The organism is Novosphingobium sp. KACC 22771, assembly GCF_028736195.1.
Lineage (GTDB): Bacteria > Pseudomonadota > Alphaproteobacteria > Sphingomonadales > Sphingomonadaceae > Novosphingobium.
The window spans coordinates 2,059,602-2,075,802 of sequence record NZ_CP117881.1 but is presented as its reverse complement, the minus strand read 5'-3'; the positions used below and the strand labels follow the sequence as shown (position 1 = coordinate 2,075,802).

General features: G+C 63.5%; 14 protein-coding genes. 5 read left to right on the top strand and 9 right to left on the bottom strand.

Annotation, left to right across the window (positions count from 1 at the left end):
- Positions 1-26: 26 nt before the first annotated feature.
- Positions 27-1,520, top strand: a complete 1,494-nt coding sequence (purF, locus tag PQ467_RS09450; RefSeq protein ID WP_274173190.1) for an amidophosphoribosyltransferase — start codon at positions 27-29, stop codon at positions 1,518-1,520.
- Between the two features lie 3 nt (positions 1,521-1,523).
- The gene (locus PQ467_RS09445; protein ID WP_274173189.1) at positions 1,524-2,225 is read left to right on the top strand and encodes an SDR family NAD(P)-dependent oxidoreductase; all 702 of its coding nucleotides are present in this window, start codon (positions 1,524-1,526) and stop codon (positions 2,223-2,225) included.
- A gap of 187 nt (positions 2,226-2,412) precedes the next feature.
- On the opposite strand, the gene PQ467_RS09440 is transcribed toward PQ467_RS09445, so the two are convergent.
- The 3 genes from PQ467_RS09440 to PQ467_RS09430 form a co-directional block, all read right to left on the bottom strand.
- On the bottom strand, positions 2,413-3,786 hold the full coding sequence (locus tag PQ467_RS09440) for a cryptochrome/photolyase family protein (protein WP_274173188.1): 1,374 nt from the start codon (positions 3,784-3,786) through the stop codon (positions 2,413-2,415).
- A 274-nt stretch (positions 3,787-4,060) separates the two neighbouring features.
- Entirely contained in the window at positions 4,061-5,104 is a 1,044-nt protein-coding gene (locus PQ467_RS09435; RefSeq protein WP_274173187.1) for a 2-oxoacid:ferredoxin oxidoreductase subunit beta, read from the bottom strand.
- An 11-nt stretch (positions 5,105-5,115) separates the two neighbouring features.
- Positions 5,116-6,996 (bottom strand): 2-oxoacid:acceptor oxidoreductase subunit alpha, encoded by a 1,881-nt coding sequence (locus tag PQ467_RS09430; protein ID WP_274173186.1) that lies wholly within the window; start codon positions 6,994-6,996, stop codon positions 5,116-5,118.
- 332 nt (positions 6,997-7,328) lie between these two features.
- Between PQ467_RS09430 and PQ467_RS09425 the strand changes: the two genes are divergently transcribed.
- Positions 7,329-7,829, top strand: a complete 501-nt coding sequence (locus PQ467_RS09425) for an RNA pyrophosphohydrolase (protein ID WP_274173185.1) — start codon at positions 7,329-7,331, stop codon at positions 7,827-7,829.
- 12 nt (positions 7,830-7,841) lie between these two features.
- On the opposite strand, the gene PQ467_RS09420 is transcribed toward PQ467_RS09425, so the two are convergent.
- The 6 genes from PQ467_RS09420 to PQ467_RS09395 form a co-directional block, all read right to left on the bottom strand.
- On the bottom strand, positions 7,842-8,366 hold the full coding sequence (locus PQ467_RS09420) for a tetratricopeptide repeat protein (RefSeq protein WP_274173184.1): 525 nt from the start codon (positions 8,364-8,366) through the stop codon (positions 7,842-7,844).
- A gap of 87 nt (positions 8,367-8,453) precedes the next feature.
- On the bottom strand, positions 8,454-9,632 hold the full coding sequence (locus PQ467_RS09415) for an RsmB/NOP family class I SAM-dependent RNA methyltransferase (protein ID WP_274173183.1): 1,179 nt from the start codon (positions 9,630-9,632) through the stop codon (positions 8,454-8,456).
- A gap of 264 nt (positions 9,633-9,896) precedes the next feature.
- On the bottom strand, positions 9,897-11,354 hold the full coding sequence (gene guaB / locus PQ467_RS09410) for an IMP dehydrogenase (RefSeq protein ID WP_274173182.1): 1,458 nt from the start codon (positions 11,352-11,354) through the stop codon (positions 9,897-9,899).
- Positions 11,355-11,500: 146 nt separating this feature from the next.
- Positions 11,501-12,364 (bottom strand): GGDEF domain-containing protein, encoded by an 864-nt coding sequence (locus PQ467_RS09405; RefSeq protein WP_274173181.1) that lies wholly within the window; start codon positions 12,362-12,364, stop codon positions 11,501-11,503.
- 211 nt (positions 12,365-12,575) lie between these two features.
- Positions 12,576-12,896, bottom strand: a complete 321-nt coding sequence (locus PQ467_RS09400) for a hypothetical protein (RefSeq protein ID WP_274173180.1) — start codon at positions 12,894-12,896, stop codon at positions 12,576-12,578.
- Positions 12,897-12,988: 92 nt separating this feature from the next.
- Positions 12,989-14,494, bottom strand: a complete 1,506-nt coding sequence (locus PQ467_RS09395; RefSeq protein WP_274173179.1) for a M28 family metallopeptidase — start codon at positions 14,492-14,494, stop codon at positions 12,989-12,991.
- A gap of 209 nt (positions 14,495-14,703) precedes the next feature.
- On the opposite strand from PQ467_RS09395, the gene ypfJ reads away from it, so the two are divergent.
- Positions 14,704-15,612, top strand: a complete 909-nt coding sequence (gene ypfJ, locus PQ467_RS09390; protein ID WP_274173178.1) for a KPN_02809 family neutral zinc metallopeptidase — start codon at positions 14,704-14,706, stop codon at positions 15,610-15,612.
- 71 nt (positions 15,613-15,683) lie between these two features.
- Complete coding sequence (locus PQ467_RS09385) at positions 15,684-16,163, top strand: hypothetical protein (RefSeq protein WP_274173177.1); 480 nt, start codon at positions 15,684-15,686, stop codon at positions 16,161-16,163.
- Positions 16,164-16,201: the final 38 nt, after the last annotated feature.

The following is a 16,201-nucleotide window of genomic DNA, read 5'->3' as shown; positions in this document are numbered from 1 at the left end:
GTCATCGAAGAGTCGCATCCATCCGCATGACCAGCATCAGCCAACACGCCGCCCCTTCCGACGCTTTCCGCGATGAAACCCCCTGGGATGTGGGCGATGACGGAGACACGCTGCATGAAGAATGCGGCATTTTCGGCGTCATCGGCGCGCGCTCGGCATCCTCGGTCGTGGCGCTGGGCCTGCATGCGCTCCAGCATCGCGGCCAGGAAGCGGTCGGCATCACCAGCTTTGACGGTGGCGAATTCTTTTCCCATCGCGGCATCGGCCATGTGGCCCATGTGTTCAAGAATCAGGATATCTTTGCCGACCTGCCCGGCATGATGGCCTCGGGGCATGTGCGTTATTCCACCACGGGTGGATCGGGCCTGCGCAACATCCAGCCGCTGTTCGCTGATCTTGCCGACGGCGGCTTTTCGATCGCGCATAATGGCAATATTTCCAATGCCATGACGCTGAAACGTGATCTGGTGCATAAAGGTTCGATTTTCCAGTCGACCTCTGATACCGAGGTCATCATCCACCTCGTCGCCACCAGCCGCTATCCCACGCTGCTCGACCGTTTCGTCGATGCGCTGCGGCTGATCGAGGGCGCCTATGCGCTGATCTGCACCACGCCGGCCGGTATGATCGCCTGCCGCGATCCGCTGGGCATCCGCCCGCTGGTGATGGGCCGCATCGGCAGCGCGGTGGTGTTTGCCTCCGAAACGGTCGCCCTCGACGTGGTCGGCGCGGATTTTGAGCGCGAGGTTGCGCCGGGCGAGTTGCTGGTGGTCGATCACAATGGCGTGATTTCCAGCCACCGCCCCTTTGGCGATCCGGCGCCGCGCCCCTGTATCTTTGAGCAGGTCTATTTCAGCCGTCCCGATTCGATCCTTGGTGGCCAATCGGTCTATCAATCGCGTCGCCAGATCGGCGTCGAACTGGCCAAGGAAGCGCCTGCGGACGCCGATCTGGTTGTGCCTGTGCCCGACTCGGGCGTGCCTGCCGCTATCGGCTATGCGGCGCAGAGCGGCATCCCCTTCGAACTGGGCATCATCCGCAGCCACTATGTCGGCCGCACCTTCATCCAGCCGGGCGACAGCAAGCGCCATGCCGAGGTGAAGCGCAAGCACAACGCCAACCGCGCGCTGGTGGCGGGCAAGCGCATCGTGCTGATCGACGATTCGATCGTGCGCGGCACCACCAGCCTTAAAATCGTGCAGATGATGCGCGATGCGGGCGCCTCCGAAGTGCATATGCGCATCGCCAGCCCGCCGACCGACCACTCGTGCTTCTACGGCGTCGATACGCCGGAGCGCAGCAAATTGCTGGCCGCGCGGATGGATCTGGAGGCGATGGCCGATTACATTCAGGCCGACAGCCTCGCCTTTGTCTCGATCGACGGCCTCTATCGCGCCGTGGGGCAGCAGGACCGCAATCCCAAATGCCCGCAATTCTGCGACGCATGCTTCACCGGCGAATATCCCACCCATCTGACCGACTATGATGCCGATGCGGTGGCGGGCGAGACCGAGGCGTAATCGATGAACCTGTCCGGCAAGATCGCTTTGGTGACCGGCGCAAGCCGCGGGATCGGCGCCGCCACGGCGCAGGCTCTGGCCGCGGCGGGCGCGCATGTCATCATCACGGGCCGCGATGTGAAGGCGCTGGAAGGCGTTGAACAGGCGATCCACGAGGCGGGCGGCACCGCCACCATCGCCCCGATGGATCTGCTCGAACAGGACGCCATCGCGCGCCTGGCCGAGGCCGTGGCAGGGCGCTGGGGCAAGCTGGACGTGATGGTGATCAACGCGGGCATTCTGCCCACGCTGATGCCGGTGGTCGATATTGACCAAAAGGCGCTGGGCAAGGCGGTTTCGACCCATCTGCTGGCCACGCAGGCCTTGCTGGCCGCCTTTGACCGCCTGCTGCGCAAGAGCGAGGCCGGGCGCGTGATCGGCCTGACCACGACGGTTGCGACTCAGCCGCGCGCCTATTGGGGCGCCTATGCCGCCACCAAGGCCGCGCAGGAAGTGCTGCTCGACTGCTATGCGCAGGAGGTGGCGAATATCTCCTCGGTGCGCGTGGCAATTGTTAACCCCCGCGCCACCCGCACCGCGATGCGCGCCAAAGCCTATCCGGGCGAAGATCCCAACAGTGTCAAAGACCCGTCGGTCGTGGCCGATGCGGTGGTTGAACTGGTCGGGCAGGATTTCGCCAGCCCGCACCGGATCACCGTTAACTAAGACCGGCAACGCAAATTTCATTGCATTTTGCGAATATGCCTATGTCGCCGATCTCCATCGGCGACCGGGCCTGGCGAGTTGTGTGCGAAGCGCCTCAGCCCGATCCCTATAGCAGGCGCGGCCAATGGCCGTTCGCGGACACGCCCCTCGTCGCGAACCCCCGACGCGCCGCGCCTGCTTTTTCCGTCTAGCCCTTCATGGCCCGATAGGCCGCGAGCGCCCTTTCCCGGCCCTCGACATGGCCGACGATCGGCATCGGATAGCCGCAGCGCCGACGAGTGATCGGCGTGGGATCATGGATCTCGCCCTCGTCCAGATCGGCCAGTTCCGGCACCCAGCGGCGGATATAATCGCCCGCCTCAAACTTGGGGCTCTGTGTCAGGGGCGCCATGATGCGGGTGAACTGATTGGCATCGACGCCGGACCCTGCCGACCATTGCCAGTTAACCGCATTCTGCCCATAATCGGCATCGACCAACGTGTCCCAGAACCATTGCTCGCCATGGCGCCAGTCGATCAGCAGATGTTTGATAAGGAAACTGGCGACGATCATCCGCACGCGATTGTGCATCCAGCCCCACGCCCACAATTCACGCATACCCGCGTCAACAATGGGATAGCCGGTCATGCCTGCCTGCCATGCCTTGAGCTCATCGGGAGCGTCGCGCCACGCCATCCCCTCGAAATCAGGCTTGGCCGAATGGGCGCCGTAATCGGGAAATTCGGCAATGATATTCTGCGCATAATCGCGCCAGCCCAGTTCAGAAAGGAACACATTCACCGATCCGCCCCGGTCCATCGCCGCGTGCCAAAGCGTCGCCGGGCTGATTTCGCCAAAGGCCAAATGAGGGGAAAGGCGGCTGGTGCCGGACTGCGAGGGCAGATTGCGGCGCTCCTCATAGGCGGGTGCGCGGGGGAGGAACGCATCAAGTCGATCCTGCGCGCCGCCTTCGCCCGGTGTCCATTCCGCGCGAAAGCCCGGTGCCCAATCGGGCTTCGTCGGCAACAGAGACCAGTCGGCCAGATCGTCACTGGTGGGCCATACTTTGGGCGCGGGAATTGTATCGGGCGCGGGCGCAGGCTGGGCGGGCGGCATATGCATTTGCACCTGACGCCAGAACGGCGTGTAAATGCGATAGGGCGTCCCTGCCCCCGTCGTTACGCTGCCGGGGGGAATCAGGAAATTGCCATCATGCAGGTGCAGGTCCAAACCCTTGCGCCTGATCGCCTTTTCCGCGTTCAACCACCATGGCTCGTAATGGTGCAGACCGTGAATTTCGCGCGCGCCTGTTTCCTGCGCCAATTGGCTCAAAACTTCGGCCGCCGCGCCGCGCCGAAGGATCAGGCAGCTGCCCTTGGCCTCAAGATCGCGGGCGAGGCTTTCAAGCGAACCGTGCAGCCACCAGCGCGAGGCGGCACCCAGTTTGCGATGCTTGGGCGTATCATCATCCAGAACATAGACCGGGATCACCGGCGCGCCGGATTGCGCCGCCGCCATCACCGCCGCCTGATCGGAAAGGCGAAGATCGCGGCGAAACCACAAGAGGATGGGTTCAGTCATGGTTCGGGGTTAGCCCCAATTCGTAGGGTGGGAAGATGGTAGAAAGGGAAGTTTTGCCTCCGGCGGGCAAAGGGCGACGGCCCTTTGCAATCCCATTATGGGGTAGTGTTTTATCTGCGACGCCGCTGCATGATGATAAAAAGCCTGCGGCGCTTAGCTAAAGGCGCCGCAGGCTTTCAATTTCAAACGCAGTGAAGGTCGAGCCCCCGGGCGCCACCCAATAACGGGATTGTAAAGGGACGAGTCCCTTTACCCGCCGGAGGCCCCTTAAACCTTAGACCCCGCTAAGCGGCCCCTGATCCTCCGGCTGCACCGTCCAGGTCTGGCCCTTGGCCAGCAGCTTGGCGAGGTTGGCGACCTTGCCTTCGCGCGCCACGGCGTCCTGACCCAGCAGGGCCGATTCATACGTCGGGCGCGGATCGTCATAGATCACGCCCAGCGCGACCGGGAACAGAGCCATCGGCAATTCGACCAGCATATGCGCAATCGAACGGTTCTTGATGTCATGCACCAGCACGCCCGCAGCCTGCCAGTCGCCATCGACGACATCGACGATTTCGAGATGCAGGTGGTCGGTGTTCAGACGCAGGCCCTGCGTGCCCTTGTTGAACAGCATCGGCTCGCCATTCTTCAGCCAGAGCTGGCGCGTGTCAGCCACGGCCTTCTCGGTAAAGTCGGCAAAGCGGTCCTTGTTATAGACGATGCAGTTCTGGAAGATTTCCACGAAAGCCGCGCCCTGATGGGCATGAGCAGCCTTCAGCACTTCGCCCAGATTCTTCGACGTATCGAAGCCGCGCGCGATAAACCGCGCCCCCGCGCCCAGCGCAAAGGCGCAAGGCTGCATCGGACGGTCCACGCTGCCCAGCGGGGTCGTCGGGCTGGGCGTGCCTTCGCGGCTGGTCGGCGAATACTGCCCCTTGGTCAGGCCGTAAATCTCGTTGTTGAACAACAGGATCTGCGAATTGATGTTGCGGCGCAGGAAATGCATCGTGTGGTTGCCGCCGATGGACATGCCATCGCCATCGCCCGTCACCAGCCAGACATCGAGGTCAGGATTGGCCAGCTTCAGCCCGGTGGCAAAAGCGGGCGCACGGCCATGGATCGTGTGGAAACCATAGCTCGACACGTAATAGGGGAAGCGGCTGGAGCAGCCGATGCCCGATACGAACACAGTCTTGGCGGGATCCGCGCCCAATTCGGGCAGCGTGCGCTGCACCGCTTTCAGGATCGCATAGTCGCCGCAGCCGGGGCACCAGCGGACTTCCTGATCCGATTCCCAGTCCTTGAGGGTCGTCTTGATCGTGGTCATTTCGTTCATGATACTATCCCTCAAGCAAGCGCAGCTTCGATCGCGGCTTCGATTTCCGCGATGGTGAAGGGCTGGCCGGAAACCTTGTTCAGCGGACGCGCATCGACCAGATACTGATCGCGCAGCACGGTCTTGAGCTGACCCGTGTTCATTTCGGGCACGATGATCTTGTCATAGCCGCGCAGCAGATCGCCCAGATTGGCGGGCATCGGCCAGACGTGGCGGATATGGATGTGCGAAACGTCCAGACCCTTGGCGCGGGCGCGGCGTACGGCCTGATGGATCGCGCCATAGGTGCTGCCCCAACCGACCAGCGCCAGCTTGCCGGTGGCCGTGCCCTGCGACACTTCCTGCGCGGGGATATGGTTGGCGATGCCGTCGACCTTGGCCTTGCGGGCGTCGGTCTGCAACTGGTGCGTCGCGGGCGAGTAATCGAGGTCGCCGGTGTCGGGTGCCTTCTCGATGCCGCCGATGCGGTGCATCAGGTCCGGGGTGCCGGGCTTGATCCAAGGACGCACGCCATTTTCGTCGCGCTTGTAGGGCAGAACCTTGCCATCCGGGTTGTTGTTCTGTTCAAGGAACTTGGCCGGGAATGGGGTAAAGCTCTCAGGGTCAGGCACCTTCCACGGCTCGGCCGCATTGCCGATATAGCCATCGGTCAACAGCATCACCGGCGTCATGAACTGCACCGCCAGACGGCAGGCCTCGATCGCGCATTCAAACGCATCGGCGGGCGAACGTGCGGCAATCACGGGCAGCGGCGTGTCACCATTGCGGCCATAGACCGCCTGATAAAGGTCCGACTGCTCGGTCTTGGTGGGCAAGCCCGTCGAGGGGCCGCCACGCTGCGAGTTGACGATCACCAGCGGCAATTCGGTCATAACGGCCAAACCAATCGCCTCGGTCTTGAGCGCGATGCCCGGACCCGAGGACGAAGTCACGCCCAGCGAACCGCCATAGGAAGCGCCAATCGCGCTGGCGACAGCGGCGATTTCGTCTTCGGCCTGGAAGGTGGTGACGCCAAATTCCTTCAGCTTGGCCAGATTATGCAGGATCGCCGAGGCAGGCGTGATCGGATAGCCGCCAAAGAATAGCGGCAGTTCGGCAAGCTGCGCACCGGCAATCAGGCCAAGGCTGATGGCATCCGCGCCCGTGATCGTGCGATAGAGGCCCGGCGTCTGGGGCGCGGCCTCGATATGCAGCTTCTTGACCTGACCGCCGATTTCGGCCGTCTCGCCATAGGCATGGCCAGCGTTCAGCGCGGCGATATTGGCATCGGCCAGCGTCTTGTTCTTGGCAAACTTGGTGTTGAGCCAGTCGATCAGCGGCTGACGCGGACGGTCGAACATCCAGAGCGAAAGGCCCAGCGTCCACATGTTCTTGCAGCGCAGCGCTTCCTTGTTGCCAAGGCCGAAGGGCTTGACCGATTCCAGGGTCAGCTTGGAAATGTCGAAAGCCAGCAGGTTCCACTTGGCCAGGCTGCCGTCTTCGAGCGGGTTGCTCTCATACTTGGCCTTTTCGAGGTTGCGCTTGTTGAACTCGCCCGAGTCGGCAATGATCAGGCCGCCCGCCTTCAACTGACCCACGTTGGTTTTCAGCGCGGCGGGGTTCATCGCCACCAGCACGTCGGGCTGGTCGCCCGCGGTCGAAATCTCGGTGCTGCCGAAATTGATCTGGAAGGCCGAAACGCCAAACAGCGTGCCTTGCGGCGCGCGGATTTCCGCCGGAAAGTCGGGGAACGTGGCCAGATCATTGCCCGCCAGCGCGGTCGAGAGCGTGAACTGCCCGCCCGTCAACTGCATGCCGTCGCCCGAATCGCCCGCAAAACGCACCACCACCGCTTCGGGTGTGTTGTCAGTCGAACGCCCTTCGTTCGCGCCCGCTTCCAGAACAGTAGCCATCATCGTCCTTCCATACCCGGCCCGAACCGCTGCTGCTTTCGCGCCGAAGGTAATCGCCCTTGGCGCGGCGGCATCGCATGTGCAATCGAGAAAAACTGTCAGTGCCAAAACGCATCGTTGGTTTTTGATGCGCTTTCCACCCGACAATCCTTAACGCGACCCGGAAGGCCGACATGCGCACGGACCTGTCGCAATTGCCCAAAACCTGTTGCGGGCTCTAGTCAAGCGGCAATCGCGATTCTATTGCCCCGCGCCCTCACCTTTTCCCCTTTGACGGTGCGGCCAAGACGACTATCCTGCCGCCAAGCAACAAAGAAAGCCTGCCTAAACCCATGACCGATCTTGCTTCCCTGCCCTATCGTCCCTGCGTTGGCGTGATGCTGGTGAATGCCCATGGCCGGGTTTTCGTCGGCCGCCGAATCGATCAGCGCGAGAGCGAGGTCGATGGTGAGGGCGATTTCTGGCAAATGCCTCAGGGCGGGATCGACCCCGGCGAGGAATTGCGCGCCGCCGCCTTTCGCGAATTGGCGGAGGAAACCGGCGTGGGCGAGGCCCATGCAACCATTCTGGCCCAGACGCGCGAGGAATTGCTCTATGACCTGCCCGATCACCTGATCGGCAAGCTGTGGAAGGGCAAATATCGCGGCCAGCGCCAGCACTGGTTCCTGATGCGCTTTACCGGCCATGATGAGGACATCAATCTGAACGCGCATGAACCGGCCGAATTCAACGCCTGGAAATGGGCCGAGGCCGACCACCTGCCCGACCTGATCGTGCCGTTCAAAAAGCGCGTCTATCGCGCTGTGCTGGAAGAATTCCGCGCGCTGATTTAATCGGCCTGTCTTTTAGTTGGCCTGAGGGGCTGGTTTGGCGGCAACGTCCACCGTGCTGGCCACCTTCGCGCCGGGCATCGCCGAGGGCAAAGGCCCCTTGGCAATCGCGGCGACAAGGCGGTTGGCCGCATCGCTGCCCCGGCCGCCAAGGCTCTCGATCTTCGCCAGATTTTCGCGCGCCTTGTCCACCGCGCCCTTTTCGGCCAGCGTCTCGCCCTCGCCGCCCATGGCGTCGATATTCTGCGGATCGCGGCTCAGAACGGTGCGGTAATAGTGCAGCGCCTTGCCCTGCATCCCCTGCATCCGCGCGGCCTGCGCCAGAGAGATGGTGATCCGGCTCGATCCGGGCTGAACCGCCAGCGCCGCCTCAAAGGCATCGGTGGCCTTGTCCACATCGCCCGCGTTCAGCGCCGTCTGCCCGGCTTGCTCCAGCACCGCCGCGCGCGGGTCAAGCACCTCGACCGCAGCGGAGTGGCTGCTGCTGGCCGCCACGGCCAGGGCCAGCGAGAGGGCAGCCGAGACGGGGGCAAAACGCATGACTATTTCCTTGGCCGAAACGGGGCGAAACCGCCGGATATCAGGGGAGGCTTCGAACATGACAATCTTGCTACCAAAGGCTTGCGCTTACAACAAGCGGGCGCTGGCAACAAAGAAGCCGTCTGTGCCATCATGGGCCGGAGAAAGGCGGATTCCGGCGCCGCGCGCCTGCCCTGCGCCCAAATCCAGCGGCATTGGGCGCATGGCGGGATGACGGGCGAGAAATGCGGCAAACTGATCCGCGCCTTCCTCGTCCAGCAGCGAGCAGGTGACAAAGATGATCCGCCCGCCCGGTTTGAGCAGCCCCACCGCCAGATCGAGCAGACGCGACTGGATCGCCGCGATCCGCGCCAGTTCCGCCTCTGTCAGACGCCAGCGCGCCTCGGGATTGCGCCGCCATGTGCCGGTGCCGCTGCAAGGCGCGTCGATCAGCACCGCGTCGGCCTGCCCCATCAGCGGGGCCAGGGCCTCCGCCTCACGGTTGGGGTTCATCAGGATCGTTTCGGCAATCAGCGCTCCGGCCCGCTCGGCCCGCGGCGCCAGACGCGACAACCGCGCCCGGTCGACGTCGCAAGCCACCAACCGCCCGCGATTGCCCATCGCCGCAGCCAGCGCCAAAGTCTTGCCCCCCGCCCCGGCGCACAGGTCGATCACCGTCTCGCCGGGCTGGGCATTGACCGCGCCGCAGACCAGTTGCGAACCGCCATCCTGCACCTCGATCTGACCTTGCGCATAGGCGTCCCAGCCCTCGACCGGCGTGTTGGCGGGAAAGCGCAAGCCTTGCGGGGCCAGCAAAACCTCGCCCGGTTCAGGCAAAGTCAGCGATGAACGATCGGCCTTGAGCGCATTCACGCGCACATCGAGCGGCGCCCTATCAAGCAAGGCCAGAGCATCCGCCCCGGCCACCCCGCCCGCAGCCAAGCGTTGCGTCAACCAATCCGGCGCGACCCCGCCCTGCGCGACCTCTTCGCTTGGGTCCATGGGCGCGGGCGCGTGACGCCCGCCATCAAACAGCGCGCCCAATGCCGCATTACCCTGCGCCACGCGCAGCATCGCCGCCCGCCCGCCCGCCGGAACTGGCCCACACGCCCGGATCGCGCCATAGACCAGCTCGCGCACCGCGCGCCGGTCCTTGCTGCCCGCAAAGCGGCGCGTGCGGAACCATTCGGTGATGATGCGATCAGCTGGCGCGCCCTGCCTGCGCGCGGCGGCGATCACCTCGTCGAGGATCTCAATCGCGGCCTGAACACGGGCTTGGGGGGTCATGTCGGGTGGGCTTTGCCTTTTGGGGTTTTAAAGAAGGATTGAATGCGAGGGACTAGTCCCTCGCGCTCCCATTACTGTCTTTGTTGCGCCACGGGTTTGCCGTCAGGTGTCGGACGCACCGTTCCAATTTGAAAGCCTGCGGCGCCTTTTGCCAGCGCCGCAGGCTTTCAAAAATCATCACACAATCTGGCCCCCATCATCCCCATAATGAGATTGCAAAGGGTCCGAGACCCTTTGCCCGCCGGAGGCACCCCTAACCTTAAATCAACGCGTCGGATAATTCGGCGCCTCACGCGTGATGGTCACGTCGTGAACATGGCTTTCCTTGAGGCCTGCGTTGGTGATCTGGACAAAGCGCGCCTTGGTGCGCAGTTCCTCGATCGTGGCGCAGCCGGTATAGCCCATTGCCGCCTTCACGCCGCCGACCAGCTGGTGGATGACATCTTTGGCCGGGCCCTTATACGGCACCTGACCTTCAATGCCTTCGGGCACCAGCTTCATCTGATCCTTGATGTCCTGCTGGAAATAGCGGTCGGCCGAGCCGCGCGCCATCGCGCCGACGCTGCCCATGCCGCGATAGGCCTTGTAGGCGCGGCCCTGATAGATGAAGGTTTCGCCCGGCGCTTCTTCCGTGCCTGCCAGCAGCGAGCCGACCATCACCGTCGAGGCACCAGCAGCCAGAGCCTTGGCCGCATCGCCCGAGGTGCGCAGACCGCCATCGCCGATCACCGGAACGCCAGCGTCCCGCGCGGCGCTGGCCGCTTCCATGATCGCGGTGAGCTGGGGCACGCCCACGCCCGCCACGATGCGCGTGGTGCAGATCGAGCCAGGCCCGATGCCGACCTTGACCGCATCGGCGCCCGCGTCGATCAGCGCCTTGGTCGCCTCGGCGGTAGCGACATTGCCCGCCACCACCTGCGCATGGGGATACAGCTTTTTCACGCGCTCAACCGAGCGGGCGACATCGCGGTTATGGCCATGGGCGGTGTCGATGATCACCACATCGCATTCCGCCTCGATCAGCGCCGAGGTGCGCTCAAAGCCCTTGTCGCCCACGGTGGTCGCCGCAGCAACGCGCAGGCGGCCCGCGCCATCCTTGGTCGCGCTGGGATAATTGACAGCCTTTTCAATGTCCTTGACCGTGATCAGGCCAACGCACTTATAGGCATCGTCCACCACCAGCAGCTTTTCGATGCGTCGCGCATGCAGCAGCTTGCGCGCTTCGTCCTGATTGACGCCCGCGCGCACGGTGGCCAGATTTTCATGCGTCATCAATTCGCGCACCGGCTGGGCCGCATTGTCGGCAAAGCGCACGTCGCGGTTGGTCAGGATGCCGACCAGCTTGCCGCTGGCCTCAACCACGGGGATGCCGCTGATGCGGTTGGCTTGCATGATCGCGCGTGCCTCGCCCAGCGTGGCATCGGGGCCGACGGTGATGGGGTTGACCACCATGCCGCTTTCAAAGCGCTTGACCGCGCGCACGGCGGCGACCTGCTCCTCGATGGTCAGATTGCGGTGCAGCACGCCAATGCCGCCCAACTGCGCCATGACGATGGCCATATCGGCCTCGGTCACGGTGTCCATCGCCGAAGAGATCACCGGGATGTTGAGCGCAATGCCCTTGGTCAGCCAAGTGCGCGTATCGGCCATGGAGGGCACGATGTCGCTTTCGGCAGGACGCAGCAGCACGTCGTCGAAGGTAAGGCCGAGAGAGATGTCCATGATCGCCACGCTGAATTCCCATGCTGAAGGGCGTTTGATGAATCCGCCCATCGATTCGTGGCGGCCCATGTAAACAAGCATGGCGCAAAGGGCTAGAGGGGAGTTTAGGGTGTTTTCATGACATTGCGATTTTTGTTGGCCGCCTTTTACCGCGCAGGTGTCAGCGCAACCGCCGTGCAGACCTGATCGCGCCCATTGCGCTTGGCCTCATAGAGCGCCTCGTCGGCATGGGTCAGCGAACCGTCGAGATCGCCCTCGACCCAGCGGCAAACCCCGCCGGAAAAGGTAATCGGGCGCCCCTTGATCCGCCCGATCGGATCGCCCTGCATCCGCCAGGCGATGCGTTCGAGCGCCCAGCAGGCCTCGGTTTCGATCACGCCGCTGAAAAAGACCACAAACTCCTCGCCGCCCCAGCGCGCGACAATATCGGCGCGCCGCGTCTGCTCCGACAGGCGCCCGGCCAAAGCGCGCAGCACCCGGTCGCCTTCATCATGCCCCATCTCGTCATTGACCTGCTTGAAATAGTCAATGTCGAGAATGGCAAAGCAGCCGTGCCGCTGCGCCTCGGGCAAAGCGTTGAGTTTTTTCATGAATCCGCGCCGATTCAGGATGCCGGTCAACATGTCCTCATTGGCCGCGATGTCCAGTTCGCGCATCGCCTTGTCGGTTGAGCGCCGCGCCCGGTTGACGCCATTATACAGCTTTTGAATGAGATCATGCGTGCGCGATAGGTCATGCACGCCCTGTCCATCATCCTCCGGCGTATCGAGCGCCTCGGCAAGCTTTTCAATCGGCGCCAGCAGCGCGCCAATGCCCAGCAGCGCCAAACCCATCCCCGCCGCCGTCGCCATCAGCAGCAGCCAGAACTCGGCCCATGCAATCCTGCCCGTCGCCAGGCCCCAAAGGGTGTAGGACAGCAAAGGCATATGCGTGGCCACAAAGCACAGGAAGAAGATCCGCATGCGCAACGAACGCGGAAAAATGAACGATGTGGCGAGATAGAAATTCATGGCAGCCCACTCCCCCCGGCAAAAGAGGCAATATTTTTGTGACCCGATGATTCGTATATTTACTGATTAAGAAGAGTGACCGCCTTTGGTTAACAATTCGATATATACCTTCGGGATAGTTTATTAAAATCCTGAAATATCAAAATAAAAAAGCGCGCCAAGCCCATGGCCCGGCGCGCTTTCGGCGTCGCGAAAGAACGCGATCAAAAAATCATGCGGGGCATTTGATGAATTTGCCCTTGGCATCCTTGCAAGGCGCCTTTTTGGCCGGAGCCATGGCCGGGGCCGCAGGCTTCATGGCCGGTGCCATCGCGGGCTTCATCGCAGGCGCAGCGGGCTTCATCGCCGGAGCCATCGCGGGCTTCATCGCGGGGGCTGCTGGCTTCATCGCCGGACCGGCCTTGGCGGGCATGGCGCCGGGCGTACCGCATTTGGCAAACTGCCCCTTCGCGTTACGGCATTGCTCGGCATGAGCACCCACCGGCAGCGCAACCAGAGCCATCAAAGCCATCGGCAAAAGCAGCTTTTTCATCGAATCCCTCCTCGTCGCGGTTTACGACCTGCTATGGATATGCCCGGCCCGATTGGCCGTCAATTAACCACCCGTTCACCCGCGCGACAGCATCAGCGCGCGCCCGTCACCACCGTGGCCGGAAAGCGTTTCGTATCGGCAAAATACTGCACCAAAGCAACGTGAAAGGCCACATCCTCGGCCGCCCCGCCCAGTTCCAGCCCCGGTTTCACCACGTCTTGCGGCCGGTGATAATCGGTGTCGAAATACTTCTCCAGCCGGGTCAGATCGCCATAGGCGCTGGTCACCATCACGGCGGGCAGGTCATGCGACATCAGCGCCCAGCCATCCTGACGACGGATGTAGCGGTTGGGTTCATCCGACATCGACAATTTGTGCCGCTGTTCGCGCGCGACCGTGGCAATCCCGGTGTCCAGCACCGTCATGCCGCGCCCGACAATCCCCACCGGCGTTCCGGCGGGCGCAATCGCCACCGAATCGAGATTGAAGGCAGCAACAATATTCTTGAGCGGAACCGGCGGATTTTCCGCAAAAGCCTCTGCCCCCAACAGGCCGATTTCCTCGCCCGTCGTAAACAGCACAATGACATCGCGCTCCATGCCCCCCGGCACCTTCATCAAGCGCCGCGCAACCTCCAGCAAGGCCGCAACCCCGCTGGCATTGTCCACCGCGCCATTACAGATCAAATGCTCGGCAGGCGGGCTGGCGCATTGGCCGAAATGATCCCAATGGGCCAGCAGCAGCACCGCGCCGGAGCCCGGCTTGCGCCCCGGAATGCGCCCGATCAGATTATGCGTGCGAATGGAGGTTTCGCGCGTCGTCGCCTCGAAACTGGCCGAGACGTCGAGCAGATGGGGGGCAAAATCGGGCCGATCCGCCTCGCGCCGCAAACTGGCCAGATTGTCCGGCACGCCTGCCAGCGCCTGCTCCAGCCCCTCGGGCGAGAGAAAACCCTCCATATCGCCGCCCAGCGCCTCGCTGGCCAGCGCATAGCCCTGACGCCGCCGCCGCTCGGCCACGCCCGCCAGCGTGCGTTGACCATCCAGCACTGTGACCACCGCCGCCGCCCCGCCTGCCAGCAAGGCATTCTGACGCCGCGACGCGTCCGGTCCATAGGGCGCCTCCTTGGCCCCCAGCCCGCCCTGATCATCGAGCAGCAGCGCCACCCGCCCCGCCAGTTCCGCACGCGGCGGCACGACATTGCCCCGCCCGACGAAATAGAGCGGCGCCCCCTGCACCAGCGCCCTTCGTCCGGAGGTGAGCAGCAGCACCTCGCCCTGATCAAAGGGCGCGACGCGCCCGCGCCGGGAGAAGCGCGCGACACTGCCCGCCGGTTCGCGCGCCACCAGTTTCACGGGCGCGTACCATGGATTGGCGGGCTGATTGGTGCCCGAAACCAGCCCCATTTCGAACAATTGCCGCCCGATATAGCGCAAGGTCTTGGCCTCGCCATCGGTGCCCGGTTCGCGCCCGCCATAATCATCGCTGGCCAGCACGCGAATATGTTCGAGCAATTGCGCCTCGATCTGTCTTTCGCTGCGGCTGTCGGGGCGGGCATGCGCGGACCCTGCGCAAAATACGGCCAGCAATGCGGCCATGGGCGGCACAAAGCTGCGCCGCCATCTGCTGTCTGTCGCTGCCCGGCCTCGTCTCATCGCGGCCCAGCCTACACAGAACCTTTTGCCCCGCAAGACTGACAATGCAGCCAAAATGGGGAAAAATCCGAAAGTTGCCTTGATGCATCATCGATCGCTTGCAAGGCGCAGCGAAAGGCCCATCTAGAACGGCGTGAAACAGGGACAGTTTTATGCGGCTTGACGATTTCGACCCCAATGACGTGGATATCGAGGATCAGCGCGGGCGGGGCGGTCTGGGCGGCTTTGGCTTTGGCGGGGGCGGTCAGGGGCTGCAACTGGGCGGCGGCGGATTGGGGATCGGCACCATCGCGCTGCTGATGGTGGGCGCGTGGATGCTCGGCTTCAACCCGCTCAGCGTGCTGGGTCTGGCAGGCGGCGGACAGGTCGGCGCGCCCGTGGCCCAGCGCCCCGCGGCCAGCGGCAGCGATGCGGCCAGCAGCTGCACCGTGGACGCGGCAAGCCGGGAGAGCTGCAACGCGCTCTCCTCGCTCAACAAGACATGGCGCGGCCTGTTCGATGGGCGGGGGCATAATTTCGCCCGCCCTCGCCTCGTCTTCTATTCCTCGCGCGGATCGTCGGGTTGCGGCGCGGCTCAGAGTGCGATGGGTCCGTTCTACTGTCCCGCCGATCATGGCATTTACCTCGACACCGATTTCTATCGCCAGATGGACTCCGAACTGGGCGCCACCGGACAATTTGCCCGCGATTATGTGATCGCGCATGAATATGGCCATCATATCCAGAGCCTGCTGGGCACATCGGCCAAGGTTCAGGCCCAGCAGGAGCGTAATCCCGATGCGGCCAACGCGCTTTCGGTGCGGCTGGAGCTTCAGGCCGATTGCTACGCCGGCGTCTGGGCAGCGCGCAACCGTGACCGGCTGGAAAAGGGCGATATGGAAAGCGGGCTGAATGCGGCGCACCAGATCGGCGATGATACGCTGATGAAATCGGCGGGCCGCACCCCTGTCGAGGCCTCCTTCACCCATGGCTCTTCGGCCCAGCGCATGGAATGGCTGCGCCGGGGGATGGAAACCGGCGACCCGGCACAATGCAATACTTTCGCGGCCATGAAAGGCTGACGCCACCTTTTCGCGTCTCGCGCATTGCAGTCCCAGAGAGGAGTGCAAGCGCGATGACCCTTTGCCGATTGATGACGATAGCCCTGATCCCCCTTTTGCTGACCCCGCGTGTGGTTCAGGCGCAAACGCCCGCGCCCGTCACCCGCGCCGCGCCCAGCGCCGAGGATGTCGCCACCACCCCGCTGAGCGATCTCAACCTGCGCAAGAGCAAAATCCCGGCGATCCTTTTGCAGGCACAGCGCGCGCCCTACAGCCTGGCCGGCATGAGCCGTTGTCCGTCGCTGCAGAAAGAAGTCGGGCAGCTTAATGCGGTGCTGGGCGAGGACGTCGATGCGGCAAGGCGCAAGGGCAAGGCGGTCATTCCGGGCAAGGTCGCGCAGGATTTGGTCGGCGGCCTGATCCCGTTTCGCGGCATTGTGCGCGAGATCAGCGGCGCCAATGCGAACAATCGCGAGTTGCAGCAGGCCATCTATGCCGGATTTGCCCGTCGCGCCTTTTTGAAAGGCGTTGGGCTGCAGAAGGGCTGTCGCTATCCGGCGCGGCCCGTATGACCAATTGGGGGCAATGACGAGCGGCGAGGCATGAAAAT